We start from the raw sequence: 22944 nt of genomic DNA on the forward strand, positions 1-22944 counted from the left end.
GCACCGTTCAGCGTCGCGGCGTGTGGCCGAAGAGGGCAAGCGCTGAAACGGGTTCGACGGCACTGCTGTTCCGCAAGTTGGTCAGAAGCCGCTCGCAGAACGCCCAGACGGCCTCGTCGTGCACCAGGTGATGGGTGAGGAGACCGATGGGCTCATCCGCATCGGCAATGCCGCCGGCACGCCGCCGGATAGCCTCAGCGAGACCGGCAAGCAGGCGCGCCGGCTCGGCGAGGCTGCGCGAACCGTGCCAGTCGATGGGGTCGAGATGAGTGTTGACGAGCGGCAGGCCGGCCATGTCCGGTGCCGTCCGATCGCCGAAGAGGGACAGGCCCGCATAGCCCGTGTGGGCGAGGGTGGGGGCGAGTGCCGGGACGCAGCGGTTCCAGGGCGGCACGAAGACCGGCACCAGCTTCTCGCCGAAGACGGCCCGCGCCATGGCGAGGCTGCTGCGCAATTCGCGCTCCATCTCAGCCCGGTCGCGGTGCGGCCCGAATTCCGCTTTCTTCTCGCCCGCCGGGGCATGGTTGGCATGGGCAAAACCGTGCACGAGCACGCTTGCCTGGGGGGCCGCCGCGAGGCGCACGGCAAGGTCGTGCCCCGCCTGCGACGGGATCGCGGCGATCGCCACCGGCACGCCCGTTCGCGCGGAGAGAACGAGCAGCCTGTCGAGGGCCTGTGAGGGTTGGACCACGTCATCGTCGCGCCACCACAGCCCGACGCGCCGCCCGGTGCGCGCGAGGACATCGAGCGCCTCGTCGAGTTCGGCCCAAGCACGGTTCTCGTCACGGCTGACGATGGCGGGCGCAGCGGCCCGACTTCTGCCTGCGCAGAGCCTTTCGATGATCGTCGTCGTTCGTTCGACCCCGTCGAGCGCGACGGCGAGCGCCTGGGGCCGTGGCCGCGAGAGCGCTCGGGCGATGGCCTCCGCCAGTCGCTCGCCGCTGAGCGCCGCTTGCGGCACCAGCTCGGCGATGCCCGAGGCGGCGAGGTGCTCGGCCCGCTGACGCTGTTCGGTTTCGTTGCCTTCCTCGAAGGGGACGAGCACGGCCCGCGCCCGCGTGCGGATGAGATCCGTCACCGTGTTGTAGCCGGCAAGGCTCACCGAGGCGGCGCAGCGCGCGAGCAGGGTCCTGAAATCGGGGCGGGCGCGCTCAATGGTACAATTGGCCGGGGCGGCCATTGCAAGCTCGTCGAACAGCGCCGGGGCCACACTCTGGCCGATGAGCAGGCGGAAGGGGTGCTCGGGCAGGAGGCCGGCCGCCGCGATCGTCGCGCGGTAGAGCGGCATGGCCGCGGCGCTGGCGCCGCCGGAGACGAGGATGAAATCGCCTTCCGGCAAGGCACCCGTCGCGGGCGCCTGCGGGCGGTCGGCGCCCTCGTCGACATAGCCGGTGTAATGGAGGAGTGGTCGCAGATTGTGGCTCACCGGCCAGGATGCCGAGAGCGGCAGGACGGCCTCATCGCCATGCACGAGCACGCCGTTATAGGCCGCGAGAAGCCGCGCCTCGGCCTCTGCGATGCGCTCGGCGCGCGCCGGCGCCACCAGCACGTCGCGCACCGAGGCGAGCAGAAGCGGCGCCGGCTTGAGGGCGCGCGCCGCTTGAATCAATCTGATGAATTCCGCCGCCAACATCCTGCGGCCGAAGGGAAAAAGCTCGGTAATGACGACGTCCGGTTGCCCCTCCGTCACGGCCTTTGCCAGAAGCTCGGCCCGCTCCTGCATCAGGGCCGGCGAAGCCTTGTTGCCGTTGGCGTCGAGCAAGGTGCGGAAATCAACGCCGTGCGAGCGCAGCGGCGGCAGTTGCAGCAGCGTCACGCCATCGAGCCGGACGAGCGGCGCCGGCATGCCGCCGGAGGCGAGCGTGACGCGGTGGCCGGCCCGGGCGAGGCCGCGGGCGAGCGCGGCCATGCGCGTGAGGTGCCCGGCGCCGAGGAGATGGGTGACGGCCATGAGGACGTGGCGCTTCAAGGCCGTACTCCGATGAAGGACAGGGCATCCGCAATGATCACGGCGGCATGGCCGAGGGAGCGCTCGCCATGCACGAAACGGCGCGCCGCCGCGGCCATCTGCCTGCGCCGCGCGTGGTCGTCGATGAGGCTGGCGATCGCGGCCGCGAAGGCATCCGCATCGCGCGCCGGGGTGAGAAGGCCCGTCTCGCCGTGGCGGACGACGCTTGCGACGCCGCCCTCGTCACCCGCGACGACCGGACAGCCCTCGGCCTGCGCCTCGAGGAGCACCATGCCGTAGGCCTCGTTGACGGCCGGCCAGACGAAGAGGTCGGCACCGGCATAGAGGCGGGCGAGGGTGCCCGCATCGTCCACGCGCCCGGCAAGGCGCACCCGCTCGCCGAAGGGCGTGAAGAGCGCTTCGACCATGGCTCGCTCGGGGCCGTCGCCGACGATTGTGAGCTGCCACGGCCGCTCGCCGAGCCTGCCGAGCGCTTCCGCGAGAAGGCGATAGCTCGCCAGCTTGTCGCCGGGCCGCATCATCGCCACGGTGAGCAGGCGGGCAGGCCTGGCTGATCCCTCCCCTCGAGGGGAGGGTGTCTCGCCCCATTGGGGCGAGACGGGTGGGGTTCGGCCTGCGCGAGGCGCCCCCCCCGTCGGCTTCGCCGCCACCTCCCCCTCGCGGGAGAGGATCGGGTGACTGTGCGCATCGGCGCTTGGCCCCGCAGCGACATCGACGAACGGCGGCAGGTTGACCAACTCCTGTCCGGCAGGACGCAGGGCCTCCAGCGACGGCCGGTCGTTCTCCGTCATGACGAAGATGAGGCGCGCGGCGTCGAGGGCACGCTCGGCCCCCTCGTGCCCCAGCGCCCACGGCCCGCCGGCGCGCTTGGCCGCTCGTGAGCCTTCCGCGACGACATAGGGGATGCCGAGTGCCGCGGCCACGCGCGGCCCGGTCCAGTCAGGCGCCTTGTAATAGACGTGGTAGGTGAACCAGACGCGTGGCCGCTCAGCCGGTGGGAGCACTCGATAGTCCGCGACGAGCCGCTCCGCCTCGCGCTCGCCCTCGGCCCGCAGCCGCTCTTGAATCTTCTTGTCACCCGCCCCGTCGAAGGTTCTGAGGCGACAGGCAATTTCCGGCCCGTAGCCGGCCCGTTCCAGCGCTGCGAGAAGGAGCTGCGCCATGCGGCGGTCGCCGGACGGCGTCGCATCGTCCGGCGCCTTGAGCGGAGCGTAGAAGGCCACGGGCCCGCCGCTCACGGCCGCGCCTCCTCCTCGGCGACGGGGACCTCGGCAGGCCTCTCGCCGAGGCTCCTGCGCAGCAGCGCCGCGACCTGGTCGATGCCGCCATCGGCCGAGAAGTCGTCGCGCAGGCGGTTGAAGGCGGCCGTCCCCAGCCGATGGCGCGCCTCAGGGTCGCGCGCGAGCAGGTTGAGGGCGTTGGCGAGCGACTCCCAGTTGCCCGGCGGCGTCAGCCAGCCTTCCCGGTCGTGGCGGATGAATTCGGGAATGCCGGAAAAATCGGTGGCGATGACGGCAAGGCCCTGGCTCGCCGCTTCCATGACCACGTTGGGCAGCCCGTCGCGGTCGCCGCTTTTCGCCTCCTTGGCCGGCAGCACGAAGATGTCGGCCTCGCGCATGAGATTGATCACATCGGGCTGCGCCTTGGCACCGAGGAAGATGACCTTGTCGGCGATGCCCCTGGCCGCCGCCTGCCGCTTGAGGCTCGCGAGCATGTCGCCGCTGCCGACATGGGCGAAGCGCCAGTGGAGCCCCTCCGGCAGCGCGGCGAGAGCGGAAAGGAGGTCGTCATAGCCCTTCTTCGCCACCGCCCGCCCGACGGAGATGATCCGCACAGGGTCGGCTGCATCGCTGCCGTCGCGTGCCGGGCGTTCGGCCGGCGGGACGGGAAAGCGCGATAGGTCGAGCCCATGATAGACAAGGTGGACACGCCCGTCGTCCGGCGCGAGCGCGGCGAGGTGGCTGTGCCCCGTCTCTGTGCAGGTGACGCCCCAAGTGCTGTCGGCGATCTTCTCGCGCTTTTCCCAGTCCGGCGTCGTCCAGATGTCCTTGGCATGGGCCGAGAAGCTGAAGGACAGGCCGCGGAGCAGGCTCGCATAGCGCACGACCGAGGCGGGCGTGTGCAGGTAGTGGACATGCAGGTGGCGGATGTCGGCCGGCAGTTCGCGGGCCATGACGAGTGCCTGCCCGAGGCGTCGGCCGCGGCTGGGCGTGAAGTCGCGCTTCAGGTCGCGCCAGAAGGCGACGATCAGCTTCCCGAGCCGGGGATTGGCGAGAGCGGTGAGGGCGCCGCGCAGGACCCTGAGCGGCTCCTGGTAGAGATATTCGGGCAGGTAGGTGACAGGCGCCGCGATCTGCCGGTGCATCGGATGGCTGATGCGCTCGGTCGGATGGCGCAGCGACCAGATGGCGAGGGCAAGGCCGCGCTGCTCGAGCCCCAGGATTTCCTGGGCGATGAAGGTCTCGGACAGGCGGGGATAGCCCTTCACCACGATGGCGATGCGCGCCGGCGGCGAGACGCCGCGAGAAGAACCGGACATCGTCATGCGGGGCTATTCGGCGGCCTGGGTCATGGCCCGCGCGGCGCGCCGTTCCAACCAGGAGGAGAAGCGCTGCTGGATGACGTCGAGCCCGTCGAGAAGGCCGGGCACAGTCACCTCGGACGGCCGCTTCTGGTCGGCGAGCCGGTCGATGGCGCGCGCCATGCGGTCCGGGTCGCGATGGCCATTCTCATGGACGAGCATGTTGACGAGGCCGAGCCGCTCGGCCTCGACGGCGCGGATATATTGCTCGAGCCGCGGGCTGGTGCGCGGCACGATCAGGGTCGGCTTGTCGAGCGATAACACCTCGCAGAACGTGTTGTAGCCCCCCATGGCGACGACGGCCGTGGCGCGGCTCATCAGCACCTCGAGCTTGGTGTCGAAGGCGATGGCGTCGAGTTTGGGGTTGCGCGCGATGCGCTCCATGAAGCCGCGCCGGGTGTCGCGGTTGATGAAGGGGCCGAAGACGACAACCGCCGGGATTTCCGGTGGCGTCGAGCTCTCATAGGCGGAGATCGCCCAGTCGATGAGGTCGTCCCCGTCGCCGCCACCGCCCGTCGTGACGAGCACGAAAGGGCCTTTCGTCATCTTGGGATAGCGCGTCAGGCCGGGCTCCTGCGGCACGCTGCGGCGCAGGTAGCCGGTATAGGTGATGCGCTCGGCGATATCGTTGGCGAGCGGCAGGGCTGCAAGCGGCTCGTAGATCTCGCGCAGGCCGTAGACCCACACCTCGTCGTAATAGCGCTCCAGCACCTCGGCGGCGCCCTTGCGCTCCCACTCCGGCACGAGGAGGGCGGGCTCGTCCATCACGTCGCGCACGCCGAGCACGATACGCGCACCAGTGCCCTGCAGCCGCTCCAGCGCCGGCACGATCTCGCCGCGGAATCCCGTCGGCTCCTTGTCCACGATGACGAGGTCCGGCCTGAAGGTGCGCGCCGTCTGCTCGATGATGGCGCTGCGCAGGCCGATGGCATCCTCGAGATGCACATGCAGATTGAGGCTGCGGTAGTCCCCGTCCGGCTGCTTCACGACGCCGGGCACGCGCACGTAGTCGACGCCGGAGCCGAACTCGAAATTGCCGATGACGGGCGAGCCCGAGATGATGACCACGGACACGCCCGGCCGCTCGGCGACGAGCGCATTGGCGATGGCGCGCGAGCGCCTCAGGTGCCCGAGGCCGAACGTGTCATGGCTGTAGATGAGGACACGCGCGTGCTGGCCGTCTTGATCGGCATGCGGGCTGTACCCATCTTGCCCGGAGTTCAGCGACAAGGTGCCCGTCTCTGCTGCCCGCATCGGCAGCCTCCTGATCAGTCTCGATTAATGTGGCCATGGGGGATAAGGGCCGTTTGCGCCCTTATCTCTTTCTTCTAGCATGCAGCCGGGCGCGCGTCCCCGTCCTCGACAGATGCCCACCATGGGCCCGTGTCGCGGACAGTGGCAACGCCCGCGCCTTGAATCAAGGAGAAAGGCTTGGACAAGAGCCTGTTTCGCTACATTTGGCGATTTTCCAAGCGTGAACAGCTCGCGATCTTCGCGGTCGTCATCGCCTCCTTGCCGTTCTATTTCTGGTCGCTGGAACTGCCGAAGCGCATCGTCAACGAGGCCATTCAGGGCGGTGCCTTCACGGAAGGCAGGACCGAAGCCCGCTTCTTCATCATCTCCTTCGACCTGCCGCCCCTCATGGGAGGGGGCACGATCGAGCTGTTCGAGGGCTTCTCGGTCGATCAACTCGGCCTGCTCTTCGGGCTGTCGACGCTGTTCCTCACCCTCGTCCTCATCAACGGCGCCTTCAAATACGTCATCAACGTCGCCAAGGGGGCACTCGGCGAGCGGATGCTGCGCCGGTTGCGATTCGATCTCTTCGCGACGACGCTGCGCTTCACGCCCTCGACCCTGCGCACGGTGAAATCATCCGAGACGGCGACCATCATCAAGGACGAGGTCGAGCCTATCGGCGGCTTCATCGGCGATGCCTTCGTCCAGCCGCTGTTTCTTGGCACCCAGGCCGCGACGGCGATGGCCTTCATCCTCATCCAGAACGTCTGGCTCGGCCTGCTCGCAGCGGCCGTGGTGGGGGTGCAATTCGTTATCATACCGCGCATGCGGCGGGTCCAGCTGCGCCTCGGCAAGGAGCGCCAGATCGCCTCGCGCAAGCTCGCCGGGCGCATCGCCGAGATCGTCGATGGCATGGAAGCCGTGCACGTTCACGACGCCACCGCCTGGGAGAAGGCGGAGATTGGCGACCGGCTTCATCATCTCTTCGACCTGCGCTTCCGCATCTACAAGTGGAAGTTCATGGTCAAGTTCATCAACAATCTTCTCGCGCAGATCACGCCTTTCCTCTTCTATGCCATCGGCGGCTATCTCGCGCTCAAGGGCCAGCTGGACATCGGCCAGTTGGTCGCCGTCATCGGCGCCTACCGCGACCTGCCGCCGCCACTCAAGGAGCTGATCGACTGGGACCAGCAGCGCCTCGACGTGCAGATCAAGTACGACCAGATCATCCAGCAGTTCCTGCCCGACAAGCTCGTGCCGCTCGACGTCTTCGTGGCGCAGGAGAAGGAGGACGGGCCGCTCGCGGGACCGATCGCCGCGGAGCGGCTGCGCATCGCCGACCCCCACGGCTCGCCGATCGTCGAGGAATTCTCCTTCACACTGCCTTTCCCGGTGCGGCTCGCCATCATTGGTGACGGCGGCCCGGGGCCGAGCACACTCGCGCGGGTGCTCGCCCGCCGGCACGACGAATATGCCGGGCGTGTCACGATCGGCGGGCGCGACCTCGGCCGCATTTCCGAGGGCCAACTCGGCCGGCACCTCGCCTATGCGGGGCCGGAACCGGCCCTCTTCCCCGGCTCGCTGCGGGAAAACCTCATCTATGGCCTGCGCAACCGGCCTATCAGGCGCCTGACCGACGACGGACCGCAGGCGCGCCGGCGGCGCATGGAGGCCGAGCGCACGGGCAATCCCATCGACCGGCTTGAGGACGAATGGATCGACTACGAGCGGCTGGGCGTCGAGGATGCCGATGGTCTCGACGGGTTGCTGCTCGGGGCGCTCGGCCGGATCGGCATGCGCGAGGACGTCTATCGCTTCGGCCTACTCGGCCGCGTATCCAGCCAGCGTATGCCCGATCTTGCAGAGAAGGTGGTCGAGGCCCGCCGCCGCCTGCGCAGCATGCTTGCCGAGCAGGGCCTCGAGAACCTGGTCGAGCCGTTCGATCCCGGCCGCTACAATGCTCAGGCCAGCATCGGCGAGAACCTCCTGTTCGGCGTCGCCGTGGGGCCGGCCTTCACGGGGCGGGGGCGGGCGGTCAATCCGGTGGTGCGCAAGGCGCTTGACCGGGGTGCGCTGATGGACGATCTCGTCGCCATCGGCGCACGCATCACCGAGACGATGACCGAGATCTTCCGCGACCTGCCGCCCGGTCATCCCCTCTTCGAGCAGTTCTCCTTCATCGATGCCGACGAGTTGCCGGAGTTCGAGGACATTCTGCGGCGTGTCGCGGCCAAGGGGCTGAAGGCTCTCAACAGCGAGGACCGCGCACGGCTCCTCGCGCTCGCGCTTGACTATATCGAGCCGCGCCACCGCCTCGGCCTTCTCGACGATCGTCTCAGGCAGGCCATTGTCGCGGCGCGCGTCATCTTCCGCACGGCGCTGGACGGCTCCGTCTGGGCGCGCCAGCTCGATCTCTACGATCCCGAGTCGGTATGCGATGCCGCGCCCCTGCGGGAGAACCTGCTCTTCGGCCGCATCGCGCACGGCATCGCCGACGCCCAGTCGCGCGTCATGCGCGTGGTCAGCGCCGTCGTCGACGAACTGGGCCTGCGCGAGGAGGTGGAGAAGGTAGGACTCGGCTTCCAGGTGGGGCCCGGCGGGCGGCTTCTCGCACCGCATCAGCGGGCCGGCGTCAATCTGGTGCGCTGTCTCGTCAAGAAACCCGACATATTCATTCTCGATGGCGGGCTTGCGGCCTATGGTGAGGAGCAGGCGCGGCATATCCGCGAAGGGTTGCTCGCCACCTTCGAGAACCGCTGCTTCGTCGCGGTGTTGCGGGACGAAGAACAGGCCGAGGGGTTCGATGCGCTCATCGTCTTCGATGGGGCGAGGGCGGAACTCCGCCGCAGCCCGGCAGCCGGACGGGAGGGACGGGAGGCCGATGCCGCCGCGGCCAATGTTGCAGGGGGACATGGATGACACTGGATTCGGAAGTTCAATCGCTGCGGCAGGTGCCGATGTTCCGGGACATCGATCCCGCGCGGCTCAAGCTCCTCGCCTTCACCGGCGAGCGGGTGCATTTTTCCGCCGGCCAGCCGTTCTTCCGGCAGGGGGATGCGGCCGATGCCGCCTATGTCATCCTCGACGGCCAGGCGGACGTGACGCTCGACACGCCGTCGGGGCCGCTGAAGGTCGCGGAGCTCGCCCGCAACGACATCGTCGGCGAGATGGGCATCCTGTCCGACACGCCGCGCTCGGCGACCGTGACGGCGGCGGTGCCCATCGTCGCCCTGCGCATCGACAAGAGGGTTTTTCTCGAATTGCTCAACCAGTTCCCGCAGATGTCCATCGCCGTCATGCGGGAGCTCGCCAAGCGGCTGGAGCGCACCAACGCGCGCCTCGCGCAGAGCAATTCCTGAAGGCGCCGGCCGTTCGCCTCGGCATCCGCTGGCGCTAACATGGAACCGGCGAGGGCAACGGGCGGAACGAACGCATGGCCGTCGGTGATCTTGGCACAGCCAGCACGCGTTCCGCCGGGCGACGGCTCGGCGCGCTCGGTGCTTTCGGGCGCCTGCCGGAGCGCGCGCAGCGCATCGTCGACGGCGAAACGCGCGAGGCCGAGGTGCTCTCGGCCTGGCTCGTCGTGGCCATCGCCGTCTTCTTCAACGTGCTCTACGCTGTCTCGCCCAAGGCGCTCGACGCCATCGGCGCCTTCCGGCCCGTGCCTGTCGTCGGCGGCATCTTTCTCGTTCTGGGCCTCATCCGTGTCGCGCTCGCCCGTCGCGGGCGGATGCACGGCTGGCTGGTGCCGGCTTTTACCGTCATCGACTTCACGCTGCTCTACGGCCTCATCTGGTCCTTCCACCTGCAGTACCAGCAGCCGGCGGCCTTCTATCTCAAGGCGCCGACCTTCCTCCTGGTCTTCCTCTTCATCGCCATCAGGGCGCTGCGCTTCGAGCCACGCCTCGTCATCTTCGCCGGCGTCGTCGCCGCTGTCGGCTGGGCGGGGATGACGGCCTATGCCTTCGATGCGGCCGGCGCGGATGTGGACGCGCCGGTAACGCGCGACTTCGTTGCCTATATGACCTCGAACAGCATCCTCGTCGGCGCCGAGGTGGAGAAGATCGTCACCATCCTCCTCTTCACCGGCGTCCTCGCCATCGCCATTGCGCGCGGTCGCCGCCAGTTGCTGACGGCGGCGCTCGGCCTCTCCGCCACGGCGGAGCTGTCTCGTTTCTTCGACCCCACGGTTGCCCGGCGCATCACGAGCGGCGACGGGCTCGCCCCCGGGCGCGGCGAGATGGTCGAGGCGGCGGTGCTCGTCTCCGACATCCGCGGCTTCACCCGTTTCGTCGCCGATCATCCGCCGGACGAGGTGATGCGCCTGCTCATCGCCTACCAGCAGCGCATGGGCGCGATCATCGCCTCGCATGGCGGGGCGATCGACAAGTTCCTCGGCGACGGCATCCTGGCCACCTTCGGCTGCACGGGTGTCTCGCCGACCCCGACGGCCGATGCGCTGCGGGCGGTCCTCGCCCTGGCCGACGAGGCGGCGCGCTTCAGCCATGCCTTCGCCGCGGCCGGCGGGCGCAAGGTCGACGTCGGCTTTGCGGTGGTCTCCGGCCGCGTCCTGTTCGGTACCGTCGGCAACGATGGCCGGCTGGAGTACACCGTGATCGGCGAGCCCGTGAACCTGGCCGCCAAGCTCGAGAAGCACAACAAGATCGGCTGCACGTGCGCGGTCACGGATGCGGCGACGCTCGCCAGGGCCGAGGCCGAGGGCTTCGCGGCGGCGGCTGCCTTCCGGCTGGTACCGGGCGTTGCGGTCGAGGGCGTGGCGGGGCCGGTCGATCTCGCCGTCATGGATCGCGCCGCTGCGGAGGGAAACGCGTGACCGCGACCGAGGTTGCAAGGGGCGATAGCTCCGGCAAGGGTGTGGAGCGGGGCACGGGGAGGGGCCGGGGAGGCGGGTGGCGCCTGCTGCCGTCGCTCGCGCGTCTGCGCCTGGCCTCCGGGCTCGTCCTCTTCGCCTTCGTCCTCCTGCACTTCCTCAACCACGCCCTCGGGCTCGTCAGCATCGCGGTGATGGACGTCGTGCAGACGTGGCGCTGGGCGCTCTGGCGATCACCACCGGGCACCATCCTGCTCTACGGCGCCTTTGCCGTACATATCGCCCTCGGCGTCAGGGCGCTCTTCCGTCGGCGCACCTGGCGCATGCCGGTGAACGACGCCCTGCAGATCGGCCTCGGCTTCGCCATCCCGGTGCTGCTCGTGGGGCACATCCTCGGTACCCGTGGCATGCATGTTGCCGCCGGCGTGGACGACTTCTACGAGCCGGTGCTGCGGCGGCTGTGGCCGGAGGCGGCCGTCAGCCAGTCGCTGCTCGTCGTCATCGTCTGGGGCCATGCCTCGATCGGCCTCTACCACTGGCTGCGGCCGAAGGCGTGGTTCCCGGCGGCGGCGCCGTGGCTCCTTTCCATCGCCACGGCGTTGCCCCTGCTCGCGCTCGCCGGCTGGATCGAGGCCGCCCGCCGGCTGGAGCTGCTCGATCACGGCAGAGAGGTGCCACGCTGGCCGAATGGGGAGACCGCCGCCTTGGCGGGCTGGCTGGCAGAGGCCGGGAACCACCTGGTCTTCGCCTTCCTGGGTGCCGTGGGGCTCGGCCTCATCGCCGTGCGCGTGGCGACGCGCCTCAGGGCCAAGGTCAGGATCAGCTACGGCGGCGGGCGGCTGGTGCGGGCAAGGCCCGGCCCAACCTTGCTTGAGATCAGCCGAATGAACGGCGTGCCGCATGTCTCGATCTGCGGCGGGCGCGGGCGCTGCACCACCTGCCGTGTCCTCGTCACCGCCGGCGGCGAGACGCTGCCGCCGCGCGGCGCGCTGGAGGAGACGGTGCTGGCCCGCATCGACGCGCCGCCCGACGTGCGCCTCGCCTGCCAGCTCAGGCCCACGGCCGATCTCGGCGTCCACCTGCTGGTGCCGGCCGAGGGCGCTGATGTCGGCCAGCGCGATCCCTATCGCTGGGGCGTCGAGCGGCGCATCACAGTGCTCTTCGCCGACCTGCGCGGCTTCACCTCGCTCGCGGAGGAGATGTATCCCTACGACACCGTCTTCCTGCTCAATTCCTACTTCGAGGCGATGACCGCGGTCATCGAGCGGCACGGCGGCACCGTCGACAAGTTCCTCGGCGACGGCATCATGGCCCTCTTCGGCACCCGGCCGGAGCGCGACGCCGGCGCCCGCGCCGCGCTTGCCTCGGCCGGCGAGATGCTGGCAGCGCTGGAAGATCTCAATGCCGAATTCGCCGGCCTCGTGCCGACGCCGCTGCGCATGGGGCTCGGCATCCACACCGGCCCGGCCGTGCTCGGCCGCGTCGGCGGCATGCGCCGCGGCGGCGAGCGCGAGCTGACAGCTTTGGGCGATACCGTCAACACGGCGAGCCGGCTTGAGGAGATGACGAAGGAGTTCCGTTGCCTGCTCGTCACGTCGGAGGACACGCTGAAGGCCGCCGGCATCGAATGCCCGGGCGGCGACTTCCGTCATGTCGCGGTGCGCGGCCGCAGCGAGACCATCGCCGTCTGGATCGCCGACCGCCGCGAGACGATCGGCGATATCCTCACCGTCACGATCTGACGAAGAGCCACTCGTCATGCGCCACGGCGTCGATGCCGGCGGCATCCTGCGCCTCGGTCGCGGCGCCGGCTTCCGTCACCCTGTGGGCGCGCCAGCCGGCGAAGGCGGCGAGCGCCCGGCGCGTCGCGCCGGCAACCTCGGTTTCGCCGCTCTCCGCGAGCACGCGCGGGTGGAAGGAGGCGATGACGGCGACGTTCGCGTGCGCCACGAGGGGGGCGATGGCCGGCAGGAGCGCGTACTCGGCCCCTTCGAGGTCGATCTTGATGACGCGGCGGGGGGAGGCCGGCAGCCGCTCCGCGAGCGCGGCAGGTGTCAGGGCCTCGGCCTGCCAGGTGGTATCGGCGCCGGCGAGCAGCAGGCTCGACATGGAATCGCCGGGCTTGCGCCGGGCACCGAAGGTGACGGTGCCACCGTCCGGATGGATCGCCTTCGGCACCACCGTGACTCGCGCGGCCAGCCCGGGATTGGCGGCGAGGTTGCGGCCGAGCTGGTCGAGCGCGGCGGGATCGGCCTCGACCGCCACCACGCGCGCGCCGCGCGCCGCCGCCTGCAGCGTCGTCGGCCCGACCCAGGCGCCGAGGTCGACGAAGAGCGTCGAGGCGTCGACGAGCGTGTCGATGAGGCGGCGGGTGCCGGGCTCCCAGCTGTCGGCGGCAACGCGCTCCCAGAAGGTGGGCTGGTCATCGGCGAGCGCGATGCGCCGGTCGCCGAGCACGACGCTGCGCCCTGTCGTCACCTTCACGCCGCCTTGTCGTTGAGATGGCAGGCGGACACGCGCCCCGGCCCGATGGCCTTGAGCGCCGGCCGCTCCGTGCGGCAGCGGTCGAAGGCATAGGGGCAGCGCGGGTGGAAATGGCAGCCGCTTGGCGGCGAAAGCGGCGAGGGCAGCTCGCCCTTCAGCGCCGAGAAGGTCTTCTTCTTCGGCTCGAGCCGCGGCACCTCCTCGAGCAGCGCCCGCGTATAGGGGTGGTTCGGCGCGCGGAACAGCTCCTCCGCCGGCGCGAGCTCGACGATGCGGCCGAGATACATCACCGCGACCCGGTCGGCGATGTGCTCGACCACGCCGAGGTCGTGGCTCACGAAGAGATAGGTGAGGGAGAGTTCCTCCCTGAGCTTCATGAAGAGGTTGAGCACCTGCGCCTGGATCGACACGTCGAGCGCCGCGGTCGATTCATCGCAGACGATGACCTTGGGCTTCACCGCGAGCGCACGGGCGATGCCGATACGCGCTCGCTGGCCGCCCGAGAACTGGTGCGGATAGCGCCGGCGCGTGGCGGGGTCGAGGCCGACGCGGGTCATCACGTCGCAGACGTAGTCCTCGACCTCGGCGCGCGAGACGAGGCCGTGCACCACCGGTGCCTCGCCGATGATGTCGATGACGCGCAGGCGCGGGTTGAGCGATGCCATCGGGTCCTGGAAGACCATCTGAACCGCGAGGTCCACCTTGCGCCGCGCCGCGCCCGTGAGCTTCGCCACGTCCTGCCCCTCGTAGGAGACGCTGCCGGCGCTCGGCTCGAGGATGCCGGCGACGACGCGCCCGAGCGTGGACTTGCCGCAGCCGGATTCGCCGACGAGGCCGACGACCTCGCCCGGCGCGATGGTCAGGTCGATGCCGTCGACGGCATGCACCACCTGCTCATGGCGCCGCGCGCCGAAGAGGTTGGCAATCTTCTCGGCTGCGTCGAGCTTCCGGACGAAGCGCTTGGAGACGCCGTCGAGTGCGAGGATGGGGGCGGCGGTCACGCGGCGGCCTCCACGGGAATGAGGGGATGGAAGCAGCGGAAGGCGCGGGCGCCGCCGGCATGCGTCACACCGGGCGGGGCCTTGCAGAGGGCGTCCGCCCGCGGGCAGCGCGGCGCGAAGGCGCATCCCGGCGGCAGGCTGGCGAGGGAGGGCGTCATGCCGGGGATCTGCGCCAGCGGTTCACCGCGCCTGTTGCGGCTCGGCACGGAGCCGATAAGGCCGTTGGTATAGGGATGGGCGGGCCGCTCGAGCACGTCCGCGACGAGGCCTTCCTCGACGATGCGCCCGGCGTACATCACGGCGACACGGTCGGCGAGGCCGGCGACGACGGACAGGTCGTGCGTGATCCAGACCAGCGCCGTGCCGCTTTCGGCAGCGAGCTGCTGCACCTCGGAGAGGATCTGCGCCTGGATGGTGACGTCGAGCGCCGTCGTCGGCTCGTCGGCGACGAGGACGGCCGGGCGGTGCAGCAGCGCGATGGCGATGGCGACGCGCTGGCGCATGCCGCCGGAGAACTGGTGCGGATAGGAGACGAGCCGCTCCTCGGGTGAGGGGATGCCGACCTTGGCGAGTGCGTCGCGGGCGCGATCCCACGCGGCCCGCTCCGACACCTTCTCATGGGCGCGGATGGCCTCGATCATCTGCGTGTCGACGCGCAGGACCGGGTTCAGCGTCGTCATCGGGTCCTGGAAGATCATCGCGATGTTGCGGCCGCGCAGGCGGCGCAGCTCGGCCTCGCTCTTCTTCGTCAGGTCTTCGCCGTTGAGAAGGATGGCGCCCGAGGCGATGCGCCCCGGCGGGTCGATGAGGCCGAGCACGGCAAGGCCAGTGACCGATTTGCCGGAGCCGGATTCGCCGACGAGCCCGAGCACCTCGCCGGCATGGACGTCGAAGCTGACGCCGTTGACGGCGGTGAGCACCCCCTCGCGGGCCGTGAATTCCACGACGAGGTCGCGGACGGAAAGGACGGGTTCGCTCATCGCGACAACCTCGGGTTCAGGACATCGCGCAGCCGGTCGCCGACGAGGTTGATGGCGACGATGGCGGCAACAAGGGCGATGCCGGGGAAGGTCGAGATCCAGTACTTGCCGGACAGAAGATAGTCGTAGCCCTTGGCGATGAGCATGCCGAGCGATGGCTCCGTCACCGGCACGCCGACGCCGAGAAACGACAAGGTGGATTCGAGCGCGATCGCATGAGCCACCTGCACCGTCGCCACCACGATCAGCGGCGGCAGGCAGTTGGGCAGGAGATGGCGGAAGACGATGCGGTTCTTCGGCAGGGCGAGGCAGCGCGCCGCCTCGATATAGTCGCGCCGCCGCTCGACGAGGGCCGAGCCGCGCACCGTGCGCGCATAATAGGCCCACTGCACGATGACGAGGGCGATGATCACCTTGTCGACGCCGCGCCCGAAGACGGCGAGCAGCACGAGGGCGACGAGGATGGCCGGGAAGGAGAGCTGCAGGTCGACGACGCGCATGACGAAATTGTCGATGCGCCCGCCGGCATAGGCGGCGATGACGCCGACCGAGGCGCCGACGGCGCAGGCGATGACGACGGAAATGGCGCCGACGCCGAGCGAGATCCTGAGGCCGTAGAGGATGGCCGACAGCAGGTCGCGGCCCTGCTCGTCCGTGCCGAGCCAGTAGGTGTAGCCGGCAAGGCTCTCCGATCCCGGCGGCAGGGTGCCGTCCATGATGTCGAGCTGCGCGAGGTCGTAGGGGTTCTGCGGCGCGATGAAGGACGCCGCGAGCGCCAGGATGACCAGCACAACGAGGCCGGCAAGGCCGATGACGGCGAGCGGGCTCTCGAAGAAGGCGGCGACGTGGCGCAGCAGCAGGCTCTCGCCCTTGTCGGTCGGGCGGGCGGCGGCTGCGGGCGCGGGGGTGGCGGCCTGTTCGCTCATGCCTTGGCCTCCTCGAGGCGCACGCGCGGGTCGATGGCGGCGTAGATGAGATCGACGATGAGGTTGATGATCACGAACATCACGACGGTGAGCATGAGGTAGGCGACGATCACCGGCCGGTCGAGCCGCCCGATGGAATCGATGAGCAGCTTGCCGATGCCGGGATAGGCGAAGACCGTTTCGGTGACGACGGCGAAGGCGATCATCGAGCCGAGCTCGAGGCCGAGCACCGTGACGACCGGGATGAGGATGTTCTTCAAGACGTGCACACCGATGACGCGCGACTGGGACAGGCCCTTGGCGCGGGCGAAGCGGATGTAGTCCTGCAGCATCACCTCGCGCGTGCCGGCGCGGGTGAGGCGGATGACGAGCGCCATCTTGTAGAGGGCGAGGTTGAGCGCCGGCAGGATGAGGTGGGAAAGCCCGTCGAGGGTGAGGAAACTCACGGGCACGCCGAGGAGCTCGCGCGTCGTGCCGCGCCCGCCGGCCGGGAACCAGCCGAGCATGACGGAGAAGAGGAGCACCAGCATCAGCCCCTGCCAGAAATTCGGCAGGCTGAAGCCGAGGATCGAGCCGGCCATGATGGAATGGCCGCCGAGCGACTGCGGTTTGAGGCCGGCATAGAGGCCGAGCGGGATGCCGATGAAGACAGCGATGACAAGGGCCGTCAGCGCCAATTCCAGCGTCGCCGGCAGGCGGTTGAGGATCAGCGTCAGCGCCGGCTCGTTGTAGACGAAGGACCGGCCGAGGTCGCCGTGCAGGGCATTCCAGACGAAGAGACCGTATTGCTCGTAGAGCGGCCTGTCGAGGCCAAGGCGCTGCGTGATCGCCTCCAGCTCCTGCTGGTCCGCCTGGGGGCTCGCGAGGATCGCGACAGGGTCGCCCACCGCATAGACAGCGATGAAGACGAGCGTCGCCATGACGGCCAGCACGAGTGCCGCCTGGCCCAGGCGTCGGATGACGTAGACGAGCATTGTCGTTGACCTTGCAAAAAAGCGGTACCCGGCCGGCAAGCGATGGCTCGCCGGTCGGGTCCGGTCATCAGCCTCGTACGGCCGCTGTTACTGCGCCGGCTTAACCTCGGTCACCAGCGTATACTGGTCGACGCGCGGCGTGTAGCTCAGCGTCTTCTTGAACGCCCAGGGCGTCACCTCGAAGTGCAGCGGCAGGAGGGCGTAGTCGTCCATGGCGATCTTGGACGCCTTCTGCAGCAGCTCCTCGCGCTTGGCGTCGTCGATGGTGCGCTGCGCCTCCATCACAAGGTCGTCGACCTCCTTGTTGGAATAGCGGCCGCGGTTGGTGTGACCGCCGCCGGTCTCCTTGTTCGGCGTCACGACGAGGGCGTTGAGGGAGTTGGACATCTCGCCCGAATCCGCGCCCCAGCCGGCGAGATAGGCCGAGAACTCGTGCTTGTTGCGGCGCGAGAAGAAGGTCGAGGCCGTCATGGCGTCGATATTGGTCTTGATGCCGACGCGCGTGAACATCTGCGCCACGGCTTGGGCCACCTTCTCGTCGTTGATGTAGCGGTCGTTCGGCGTGCCGATGGTCAGTTCGAAGCCGTTCGGGTAGCCGGCCTCGGCGAGCAGCTTCTTCGACGCCTCGGGATCGTAGGCGACGGGCTTTGCATCCTTCGTCGTGCCGAAGAGCGGGTAGGGCAGCAGTTCACCGGCGGGTTTGGCGACGCCGCCCATGATGCGCTCGACGATGGCCTCGCGGTTGATGGCCTTCGACAGGGCCTCGCGCACGCGCTTGTCCTTGAAGGGGTTCTTGTCCGTGCCCTTCACGCCCGGCGTCTTGTCCTCGAACTGGTCGAGATGGATATAGATGATCCGGTTCGACAGGCCCTCGACGAGGGTGAAACCGGCACCCTTGATCTTGTCGAAGTCCTGGATCGGCGGGTTCTCGATCATGTCGACGTCGCCGGCGAGCAGGGCCGCGACGCGCGGGCCGGCACTGGTGATCGGCCGCATGACGACGCGCTGCCATACGGGCTTCTCGCCCCAGTAGCCCTCGTTGGCCTCGAGGATGATATGCGTGCCGCGCGTATATTCCTTCAGCTTGTAGGGGCCGGTGCCGATGGCCTTCGCCGGGTCGTTGAAGTCCGACGACTTCGGCGGCGTGCCCATGTTCTCGCAGCCGTCCTTGCCGTACTTGACGTCGCCCGCCCCGAAGACGGCGGCGGAGAGGATGCCGAGCGTGGTCATGTTGTTGGGGAAGAGCGGCTGCGGTGTCGTCGTCTTGACGCGGATGGTCAGCGGATCCGGCGTCTCGATCGATTCGATGCCGCGTGTGAACACCGTGAACGACGAGGGCGAGTTCTCGACCAGCGGCACCCGGCACATGGTGTAGACATAGTCCCGTGCCGTGAAGGCCTCACCGTTCGAGAACTTGACATTCGGGCGCAGCTTGATTTCCCACGTCGTGTCGTCGACTGCCTTCCATTCCTCGGCGAGCGCCGGCAGCAGCTTCTGGTTGGCGTCGGTGGTGATCAGGGATTCGAAGATGTGGCGGCGCAGGGCATTGTTCTGGCCGACGTTGTGGAAGTGCGGGTCGATGGAGGTCGCCTCGGAGGCAACGCCGACCTTCAGCTCTTTCGTGTCCTGCGCGGCAGCCGGCTGCGCCATGGCGACGGCAAGCGGCAGCAGGGCATAGGCTGCGGGTTTCAGTTTTTTCATTCCCATTCTCCTCTGGGTGGATGCGCACCACGATAACGAAAATGCGCGGGGAGCGGCAGCACCCCGCCGACGTGGCTTGCTCATCTGGGGCCCGATGCTATTATTCATTCTTGGCATTGTCACCGCCAAAAAGAATAACGAGATTGCATAGAACTATGCCGTCCGAGGATAGCGAAAGCCGATCATCGCGACCGAGCCTGCGCGAGCTCGAAGTGCTTCACGCGCTGATCGCCACCGGCAAGACGACCGCGGCCGGCCAGCGCCTCGGCATTTCCCAGCCTGCCGTCTCGCGCGCCGTGGCCGCGCTCGAGGAACGGGTCGGGCGGGTGCTGTTCTCGCGCGACGGCGGTCGCCTCGTGCCGACGGCCGATGCGCTCGCCTTGGAGGCGGAGGCGGCGCCGATCCTCGCCGGCCTCGCCCGGCTCGAGAACTGGCCGCGGGCGCCGCGGGCGCAGAGCCTCCTGCGCATCTCCGCTGCGCCGACCGTGGCGCATCATTTCCTGGCGCCGCTTCTCGCCCGTTTCGTGGCCGCGGAGCCCGAGACGCGCGTCGTCGTCGAGATCGGCCGTGGCGGCGACGTCCTTGCGGCGGTGGCGGCCGGCAGCGTCGATGTGGGGATCGGCATGCTGGAGACGCCGGTGGCCCATCTCGGGGTCCGGGCTGAGCCGTTCCGCCGCTCTAAGGCCAAGTGCATCATGTGGCCGGATCACCACCTCGCGCGGCTTCCCGTCGTGCGTCCAATCGACATCGGCAGCGAACCGCTCATCGTCGTCACCCGGCGTTTCGCGGCGCGGGCGCTGTTCGACAGGGCTTTTGCCGATGTCGGCATCGAGCCGAACATCGTCGCGGAGGCGACGACCTCGACCTTCGTGATGGAGATGGTGCGCAGCAGGGCGGGCATCTCGGTGCTCAATCCCTTCCCCATGTCCCTGACAGACGACCCGAGCTTCGTCTACAGGCCGTTCCTGCCGGAAATCACCTACGAGATGGCCTTCCTCCTGCCCGCGACGGGCGCCGCTCCGTCGGCCGCCCGCCGCTTCGTCGATCTCGTCCGCGCCGAGCAGCCGGACGATCCCTTCACGGTCGCCCTGCGCTGAGGCGGCCCCCGTCGGAGTTCATGATGTCCAGTCCCGCGATCACCGAGATCCTCGCCAGCCTCGTCGCCTTCGACACGACGAGCCGCAACTCCAACCTCGACCTCATCGCCTGGGTCGAGAACTATCTCGCCTCCCACGGCATCGCGAGCGAGCGCATCTACGACGCGACGCGCGCCAAGGCCAACCTCTGGGCCACCATCGGGCCGGCGGACCGGGCGGGCTACATCCTCTCGGGACATACCGACGTCGTGCCCGTGGACGGACAGGAGTGGACGGATGATCCCTTCAACCTGGTCCTGCGCGATGGACGGGCCTATGGCCGCGGCGCCTGCGACATGAAGGGCTTTCTTGCCGCCTGCCTGTCGCGCGTGCCTGCCATGAAGGCGGCCGCGCTTGCCCGGCCCATCCATCTCGCCTTCTCCTACGACGAGGAGGTGGGCTGCGTCGGCGTGCGCGGCATCGTCGAGAAGCTGGCGAAGGCGGAGGTCAAGCCGCTGGGCTGCTTCGTCGGCGAGCCGACCGCGATGAACGTGGTCATCGGCCACAAGGGCAAGCGCAGTCTCAAGGTGCGCGTGCGCGGCAAGGGTTGCCATTCTTCGCTCGCGCCACAGGGCGTCAATGCGGTGGAGTGGGGCGCCCGGCTCGTCGCCCACATCCGCACCATCGCCGACCGCTTCGCGACCAGCGGCGCCCGCGACGCGCTCTACGACGTGCCCTACACGACCGCCCATGTCGGCATTTTCACGGGCGGGACGGCACTCAACATCGTCCCTGACGAGAGCCAGATCGTCTTCGAGATCCGCGCCATCGGTGCCGACGATCCCGATACCGTCGTTGCGGAGATCGAGGCCTATGCGCGGCGCGAGCTGGAGCCGGCCATGCAGGCCGTCGACCCGCAAAGCGGCTTCGATTTCGACGTCTTCGCCGGCTTTCCGGGGCTCGACACGGCGCCGGGCGACGCGGTCGTGACGCTCGCCAAGCGCCTCGCGGGGCGCAACGAGCACGGCAAGGTGGCCTACGGCACGGAAGCCGGCCTCTTCCAGGCGGTCGCCGGGGTGCCCTCCGTGGTCATCGGGCCCGGCTCCATCGGCGAGGCGCACAAACCCGACGAGTACATCGAGGTTGCCCAGCTCGAAGCCTGCGGCGCCTTCATCGACCGGCTCATCGCCCATTGCGCCGAGGCGCATTGAGGGCGAGCCCCGCTTTCATAACGGTCATGCCCGCGTCTGTCGCGGGCATCCATGTCCGGAAAGCTGAGCAGCATCAAATGCGTGGATGGCCGGAACGAGCCCAGCCATGGCGAGGTCGCCCCTCGTCTGAGACCCCCGATCCCCAGCAGCTCGCGGGCCTTTGCGGAGGTTCAGGCATCCCGCCCGTTGAACGGCGTCAGCTTCAGGCCGTCGATATCGATCCCGTCGAGGCAGCGCGCGTTGACGGCGATCATTTCGCTGCCGTCGGGAGCCTTGCCGCGCGCGAAGGATTCGATGCCGCAGTGGCGGCAGCGCAGGTGGTGGATGACCTTGCGGTTGAACTGGTAGTCCTCGAGCGCATCCTCGCCGGACAGGAGCCTGAAGCGGTCCGGCGTGACGAAGGTCGGCAACAGGCCGCGCTTGCTGCAATGCGAGCAGTTGCAGGAGATGACGGTCTCGAGATCCGTGGTCGCCTCGTAGCGCACCGTGCCGCAATGGCATCCGCCTTGATAGGTCTGCATTCTCGCTCCTGCCAGCTGTTCGATCGTCAGGGCGCGACTATGCCACCCATGGCGAAGATCGCAAGGCGTGAGGATGCCGCCGTCACATCAGCCCGTCGGCATCCGCAGCTCCGTCGGGTCGTCCGACGCTGACGTACAGGAAGCCGCGGCGGGCCATCTCGTCGGCGCGGTAGATGTTGCGCAGGTCGACGACGATCGGCGCCTTCATCTGCCCCTTGACCCGGTCGAGATCGAGGGCGCGGAAGGCGTTCCATTCAGTGACGATGACGAGCGCATCCGCGCCTTCGACGCAGTCGTAGGCATTGTCACAATAGGTGACGTGCTCGAGCAGGCTCTGGGCCTGCTCCATACCCTCCGGATCATAGGCGCGGATCCTCGCCCCGCCATCCTGCAGCGCGGTGATGATCGACAAGGCCGGCGCCTCGCGCATGTCGTCCGTGTTGGGTTTGAAGGTGAGGCCGAGGACAGCCACCGTCTTGCCGCGCACCGATCCGCCGCAGGCTGCGATCACCTTGCGCGCCATGGCGCGCTTGCGCTGGTCGTTGACGGCGGCGACCGTCTCGACGATTCGCATGGGCGAACCCGCGTCCTGAGCCGTCTTGATGAGGGCGAGCGTATCCTTTGGGAAGCAAGAGCCGCCATAACCCGGCCCGGCATGCAGGAACTTGCCGCCGATGCGGTTGTCGAGGCCGATGCCGCGCGCCACTTCCTGCACGTTGGCGCCCACCTTCTCGCACAGATCCGCGATCTCGTTGATGAATGTGATCTTGGTGGCGAGGAAGGCGTTGGCGGCGTACTTCGTCAGTTCCGCCGTGCGCCGGCCGGTGTAGAGGATCGGCGCCTGGTTGAGGTAGAGCGGGCGGTAGACCTCGGCCATCACCCTGCGGGCGCGCTCGTCGTCGGTGCCGATGACGATGCGGTCGGGCCGCTTGAAATCGGCGATGGCCGCGCCCTCGCGCAGGAATTCCGGATTGGAGACCACGGCGAAATCGGCGTCCGGCCGCGTCTCGCGCACGATGCGCTCCACCTCGTCGCCCGTGCCGACAGGCACGGTCGATTTGGTGACGATCACGGTATAGCCGTCCATGACCTTCGCGATATCGCGCGCCGCCTGGTAGACGTAGGAGAGGTCGGCGTGGCCGTCGCCCCGCCGCGAGGGCGTGCCGACCGCGATGAAGACGGCGTCGGCCGAGCGCACGGCTTCCGTCAGATCGGTGGCGAAAGACAGGCGCCCTTCCTTGACATTGGTGGCGACGAGATCGTCGAGCCCCGGCTCGAAGATCGGGATGTCGCCCCGAGTCAGGGCCTCGATCTTGGCCGGATCCTTGTCAACGCAGGTCACGACATGGCCGAAATCGGCGAAACAGGCACCGGAGACGAGGCCGACATAGCCGGAACCGATCATTGCGACGCGCATCGAGACACCCTGATGGTGGAGCGGAGGATCGCCGAG

General features: G+C 68.7%; 18 protein-coding genes. 6 read left to right on the forward strand and 12 right to left on the reverse strand.

Annotated features, from left to right (window positions below; translation table 11 throughout):
- Nucleotides 1–7: 7 nt before the first annotated feature.
- The 4 genes from P2T65_RS15390 to P2T65_RS15405 are packed head-to-tail and all read right to left on the reverse strand — an operon-like array spanning nt 8 to nt 5804.
- On the reverse strand, nt 8–1969 hold the full coding sequence (locus P2T65_RS15390) for a glycosyltransferase (protein WP_276200124.1): 1962 nt from the start codon (nt 1967–1969) through the stop codon (nt 8–10).
- On the reverse strand, nt 1966–3207 hold the full coding sequence (locus P2T65_RS15395; protein ID WP_276200125.1) for a glycosyltransferase family 4 protein: 1242 nt from the start codon (nt 3205–3207) through the stop codon (nt 1966–1968). Before P2T65_RS15395 ends, P2T65_RS15390 begins: the two co-directional genes overlap by 4 nt.
- On the reverse strand, nt 3204–4514 hold the full coding sequence (locus P2T65_RS15400; protein ID WP_276200126.1) for a glycosyltransferase family 4 protein: 1311 nt from the start codon (nt 4512–4514) through the stop codon (nt 3204–3206). The genes P2T65_RS15395 and P2T65_RS15400 overlap by 4 nt, the downstream gene beginning before the upstream one ends.
- A 6-nt stretch (nt 4515–4520) precedes the next feature.
- Nucleotides 4521–5804 carry a glycosyltransferase gene (locus tag P2T65_RS15405; RefSeq protein ID WP_072249433.1) on the reverse strand — a complete coding sequence of 428 codons (1284 nt, stop codon included), beginning with the start codon at nt 5802–5804 and terminating at the stop codon, nt 4521–4523.
- A 177-nt stretch (nt 5805–5981) separates the two neighbouring features.
- Between P2T65_RS15405 and P2T65_RS15410 the strand changes: the two genes are divergently transcribed.
- The 4 genes from P2T65_RS15410 (at nt 5982) to P2T65_RS15425 (ending at nt 12359) form a co-directional block, all read left to right on the forward strand.
- The gene (locus P2T65_RS15410; protein WP_055458436.1) at nt 5982–8705 is read left to right on the forward strand and encodes an ABC transporter ATP-binding protein/permease; all 2724 of its coding nucleotides are present in this window, start codon (nt 5982–5984) and stop codon (nt 8703–8705) included.
- Complete coding sequence (locus tag P2T65_RS15415) at nt 8702–9145, forward strand: Crp/Fnr family transcriptional regulator (RefSeq protein WP_019401287.1); 444 nt, start codon at nt 8702–8704, stop codon at nt 9143–9145. Before P2T65_RS15410 ends, P2T65_RS15415 begins: the two co-directional genes overlap by 4 nt.
- Nucleotides 9146–9219: 74 nt before the next feature.
- Entirely contained in the window at nt 9220–10620 is a 1401-nt protein-coding gene (locus P2T65_RS15420) for an adenylate/guanylate cyclase domain-containing protein (protein WP_055458435.1), read from the forward strand.
- Entirely contained in the window at nt 10617–12359 is a 1743-nt protein-coding gene (locus tag P2T65_RS15425) for an adenylate/guanylate cyclase domain-containing protein (RefSeq protein WP_055458434.1), read from the forward strand. The genes P2T65_RS15420 and P2T65_RS15425 overlap by 4 nt, the downstream gene beginning before the upstream one ends.
- Here P2T65_RS15425 and P2T65_RS15430 read toward each other — a convergent pair.
- The 6 genes from P2T65_RS15430 to P2T65_RS15455 all read right to left on the reverse strand — a co-directional run bounded on the left by P2T65_RS15430 (nt 12349) and on the right by P2T65_RS15455 (nt 18683).
- Nucleotides 12349–13101 (reverse strand): FkbM family methyltransferase, encoded by a 753-nt coding sequence (locus tag P2T65_RS15430; protein WP_055458433.1) that lies wholly within the window; start codon nt 13099–13101, stop codon nt 12349–12351. The two genes, P2T65_RS15425 and P2T65_RS15430, sit on opposite strands and share 11 nt — an antisense overlap.
- Entirely contained in the window at nt 13098–14102 is a 1005-nt protein-coding gene (locus P2T65_RS15435) for an oligopeptide/dipeptide ABC transporter ATP-binding protein (RefSeq protein WP_096335330.1), read from the reverse strand. Before P2T65_RS15435 ends, P2T65_RS15430 begins: the two co-directional genes overlap by 4 nt.
- Nucleotides 14099–15082 (reverse strand): ABC transporter ATP-binding protein, encoded by a 984-nt coding sequence (locus P2T65_RS15440; RefSeq protein WP_063186155.1) that lies wholly within the window; start codon nt 15080–15082, stop codon nt 14099–14101. Before P2T65_RS15440 ends, P2T65_RS15435 begins: the two co-directional genes overlap by 4 nt.
- Entirely contained in the window at nt 15079–16008 is a 930-nt protein-coding gene (locus P2T65_RS15445) for an ABC transporter permease (RefSeq protein WP_055458431.1), read from the reverse strand. The genes P2T65_RS15440 and P2T65_RS15445 overlap by 4 nt, the downstream gene beginning before the upstream one ends.
- On the reverse strand, nt 16005–16982 hold the full coding sequence (locus tag P2T65_RS15450) for an ABC transporter permease (protein WP_019401280.1): 978 nt from the start codon (nt 16980–16982) through the stop codon (nt 16005–16007). Before P2T65_RS15450 ends, P2T65_RS15445 begins: the two co-directional genes overlap by 4 nt.
- An 87-nt stretch (nt 16983–17069) precedes the next feature.
- The gene (locus P2T65_RS15455; RefSeq protein WP_082831542.1) at nt 17070–18683 is read right to left on the reverse strand and encodes an ABC transporter substrate-binding protein; all 1614 of its coding nucleotides are present in this window, start codon (nt 18681–18683) and stop codon (nt 17070–17072) included.
- A 155-nt stretch (nt 18684–18838) separates the two neighbouring features.
- Here P2T65_RS15455 and P2T65_RS15460 point away from each other — a divergent pair, with 155 nt between their 5' ends.
- Together P2T65_RS15460 and argE are read left to right on the forward strand one after the other, a co-directional pair.
- Entirely contained in the window at nt 18839–19780 is a 942-nt protein-coding gene (locus P2T65_RS15460) for a LysR family transcriptional regulator (protein WP_276200127.1), read from the forward strand.
- A 20-nt stretch (nt 19781–19800) separates the two neighbouring features.
- Nucleotides 19801–20970: an acetylornithine deacetylase gene (gene argE, locus P2T65_RS15465; RefSeq protein ID WP_071923708.1), complete on the forward strand. Its 1170-nt coding sequence runs from the start codon at nt 19801–19803 to the stop codon at nt 20968–20970.
- Between the two features lie 170 nt (nt 20971–21140).
- On the opposite strand, the gene P2T65_RS15470 is transcribed toward argE, so the two are convergent.
- Together P2T65_RS15470 and P2T65_RS15475 are read right to left on the reverse strand one after the other, a co-directional pair.
- The gene (locus P2T65_RS15470) at nt 21141–21491 is read right to left on the reverse strand and encodes a GFA family protein (RefSeq protein WP_276200128.1); all 351 of its coding nucleotides are present in this window, start codon (nt 21489–21491) and stop codon (nt 21141–21143) included.
- Between the two features lie 82 nt (nt 21492–21573).
- Nucleotides 21574–22908: a UDP-glucose/GDP-mannose dehydrogenase family protein gene (locus P2T65_RS15475; protein WP_063186161.1), complete on the reverse strand. Its 1335-nt coding sequence runs from the start codon at nt 22906–22908 to the stop codon at nt 21574–21576.
- Nucleotides 22909–22944 lie beyond the last annotated feature (36 nt).

Source organism: Chelatococcus sp. XZ-Ab1 (assembly GCF_029309855.1).
Classification (GTDB): Bacteria; Pseudomonadota; Alphaproteobacteria; order Rhizobiales; family Beijerinckiaceae; genus Chelatococcus_A; species Chelatococcus_A sambhunathii.

What these genes read in the sequence shown, in the direction of transcription:
- P2T65_RS15460 (WP_276200127.1), top strand. Translation starts at nt 18,839, where the DNA reads ATGCCGTCCGAGGATAGCGAAAGCCGATCATCGCGACCGAGCCTGCGC.
- P2T65_RS15475 (WP_063186161.1), bottom strand. Translation starts at nt 22,908, where the DNA reads ATGCGCGTCGCAATGATCGGTTCCGGCTATGTCGGCCTCGTCTCCGGT.
- P2T65_RS15420 (WP_055458435.1), top strand. Translation starts at nt 9,220, where the DNA reads ATGGCCGTCGGTGATCTTGGCACAGCCAGCACGCGTTCCGCCGGGCGA.
- P2T65_RS15440 (WP_063186155.1), bottom strand. Translation starts at nt 15,082, where the DNA reads ATGAGCGAACCCGTCCTTTCCGTCCGCGACCTCGTCGTGGAATTCACG.
- P2T65_RS15455 (WP_082831542.1), bottom strand. Translation starts at nt 18,683, where the DNA reads ATGAAAAAACTGAAACCCGCAGCCTATGCCCTGCTGCCGCTTGCCGTC.
- P2T65_RS15405 (WP_072249433.1), bottom strand. Translation starts at nt 5,804, where the DNA reads ATGCGGGCAGCAGAGACGGGCACCTTGTCGCTGAACTCCGGGCAAGAT.
- P2T65_RS15400 (WP_276200126.1), bottom strand. Translation starts at nt 4,514, where the DNA reads ATGACGATGTCCGGTTCTTCTCGCGGCGTCTCGCCGCCGGCGCGCATC.
- P2T65_RS15445 (WP_055458431.1), bottom strand. Translation starts at nt 16,008, where the DNA reads ATGAGCGAACAGGCCGCCACCCCCGCGCCCGCAGCCGCCGCCCGCCCG.
- P2T65_RS15450 (WP_019401280.1), bottom strand. Translation starts at nt 16,982, where the DNA reads ATGCTCGTCTACGTCATCCGACGCCTGGGCCAGGCGGCACTCGTGCTG.
- argE (WP_071923708.1), top strand. Translation starts at nt 19,801, where the DNA reads ATGATGTCCAGTCCCGCGATCACCGAGATCCTCGCCAGCCTCGTCGCC.
- P2T65_RS15415 (WP_019401287.1), top strand. Translation starts at nt 8,702, where the DNA reads ATGACACTGGATTCGGAAGTTCAATCGCTGCGGCAGGTGCCGATGTTC.
- P2T65_RS15470 (WP_276200128.1), bottom strand. Translation starts at nt 21,491, where the DNA reads ATGCAGACCTATCAAGGCGGATGCCATTGCGGCACGGTGCGCTACGAG.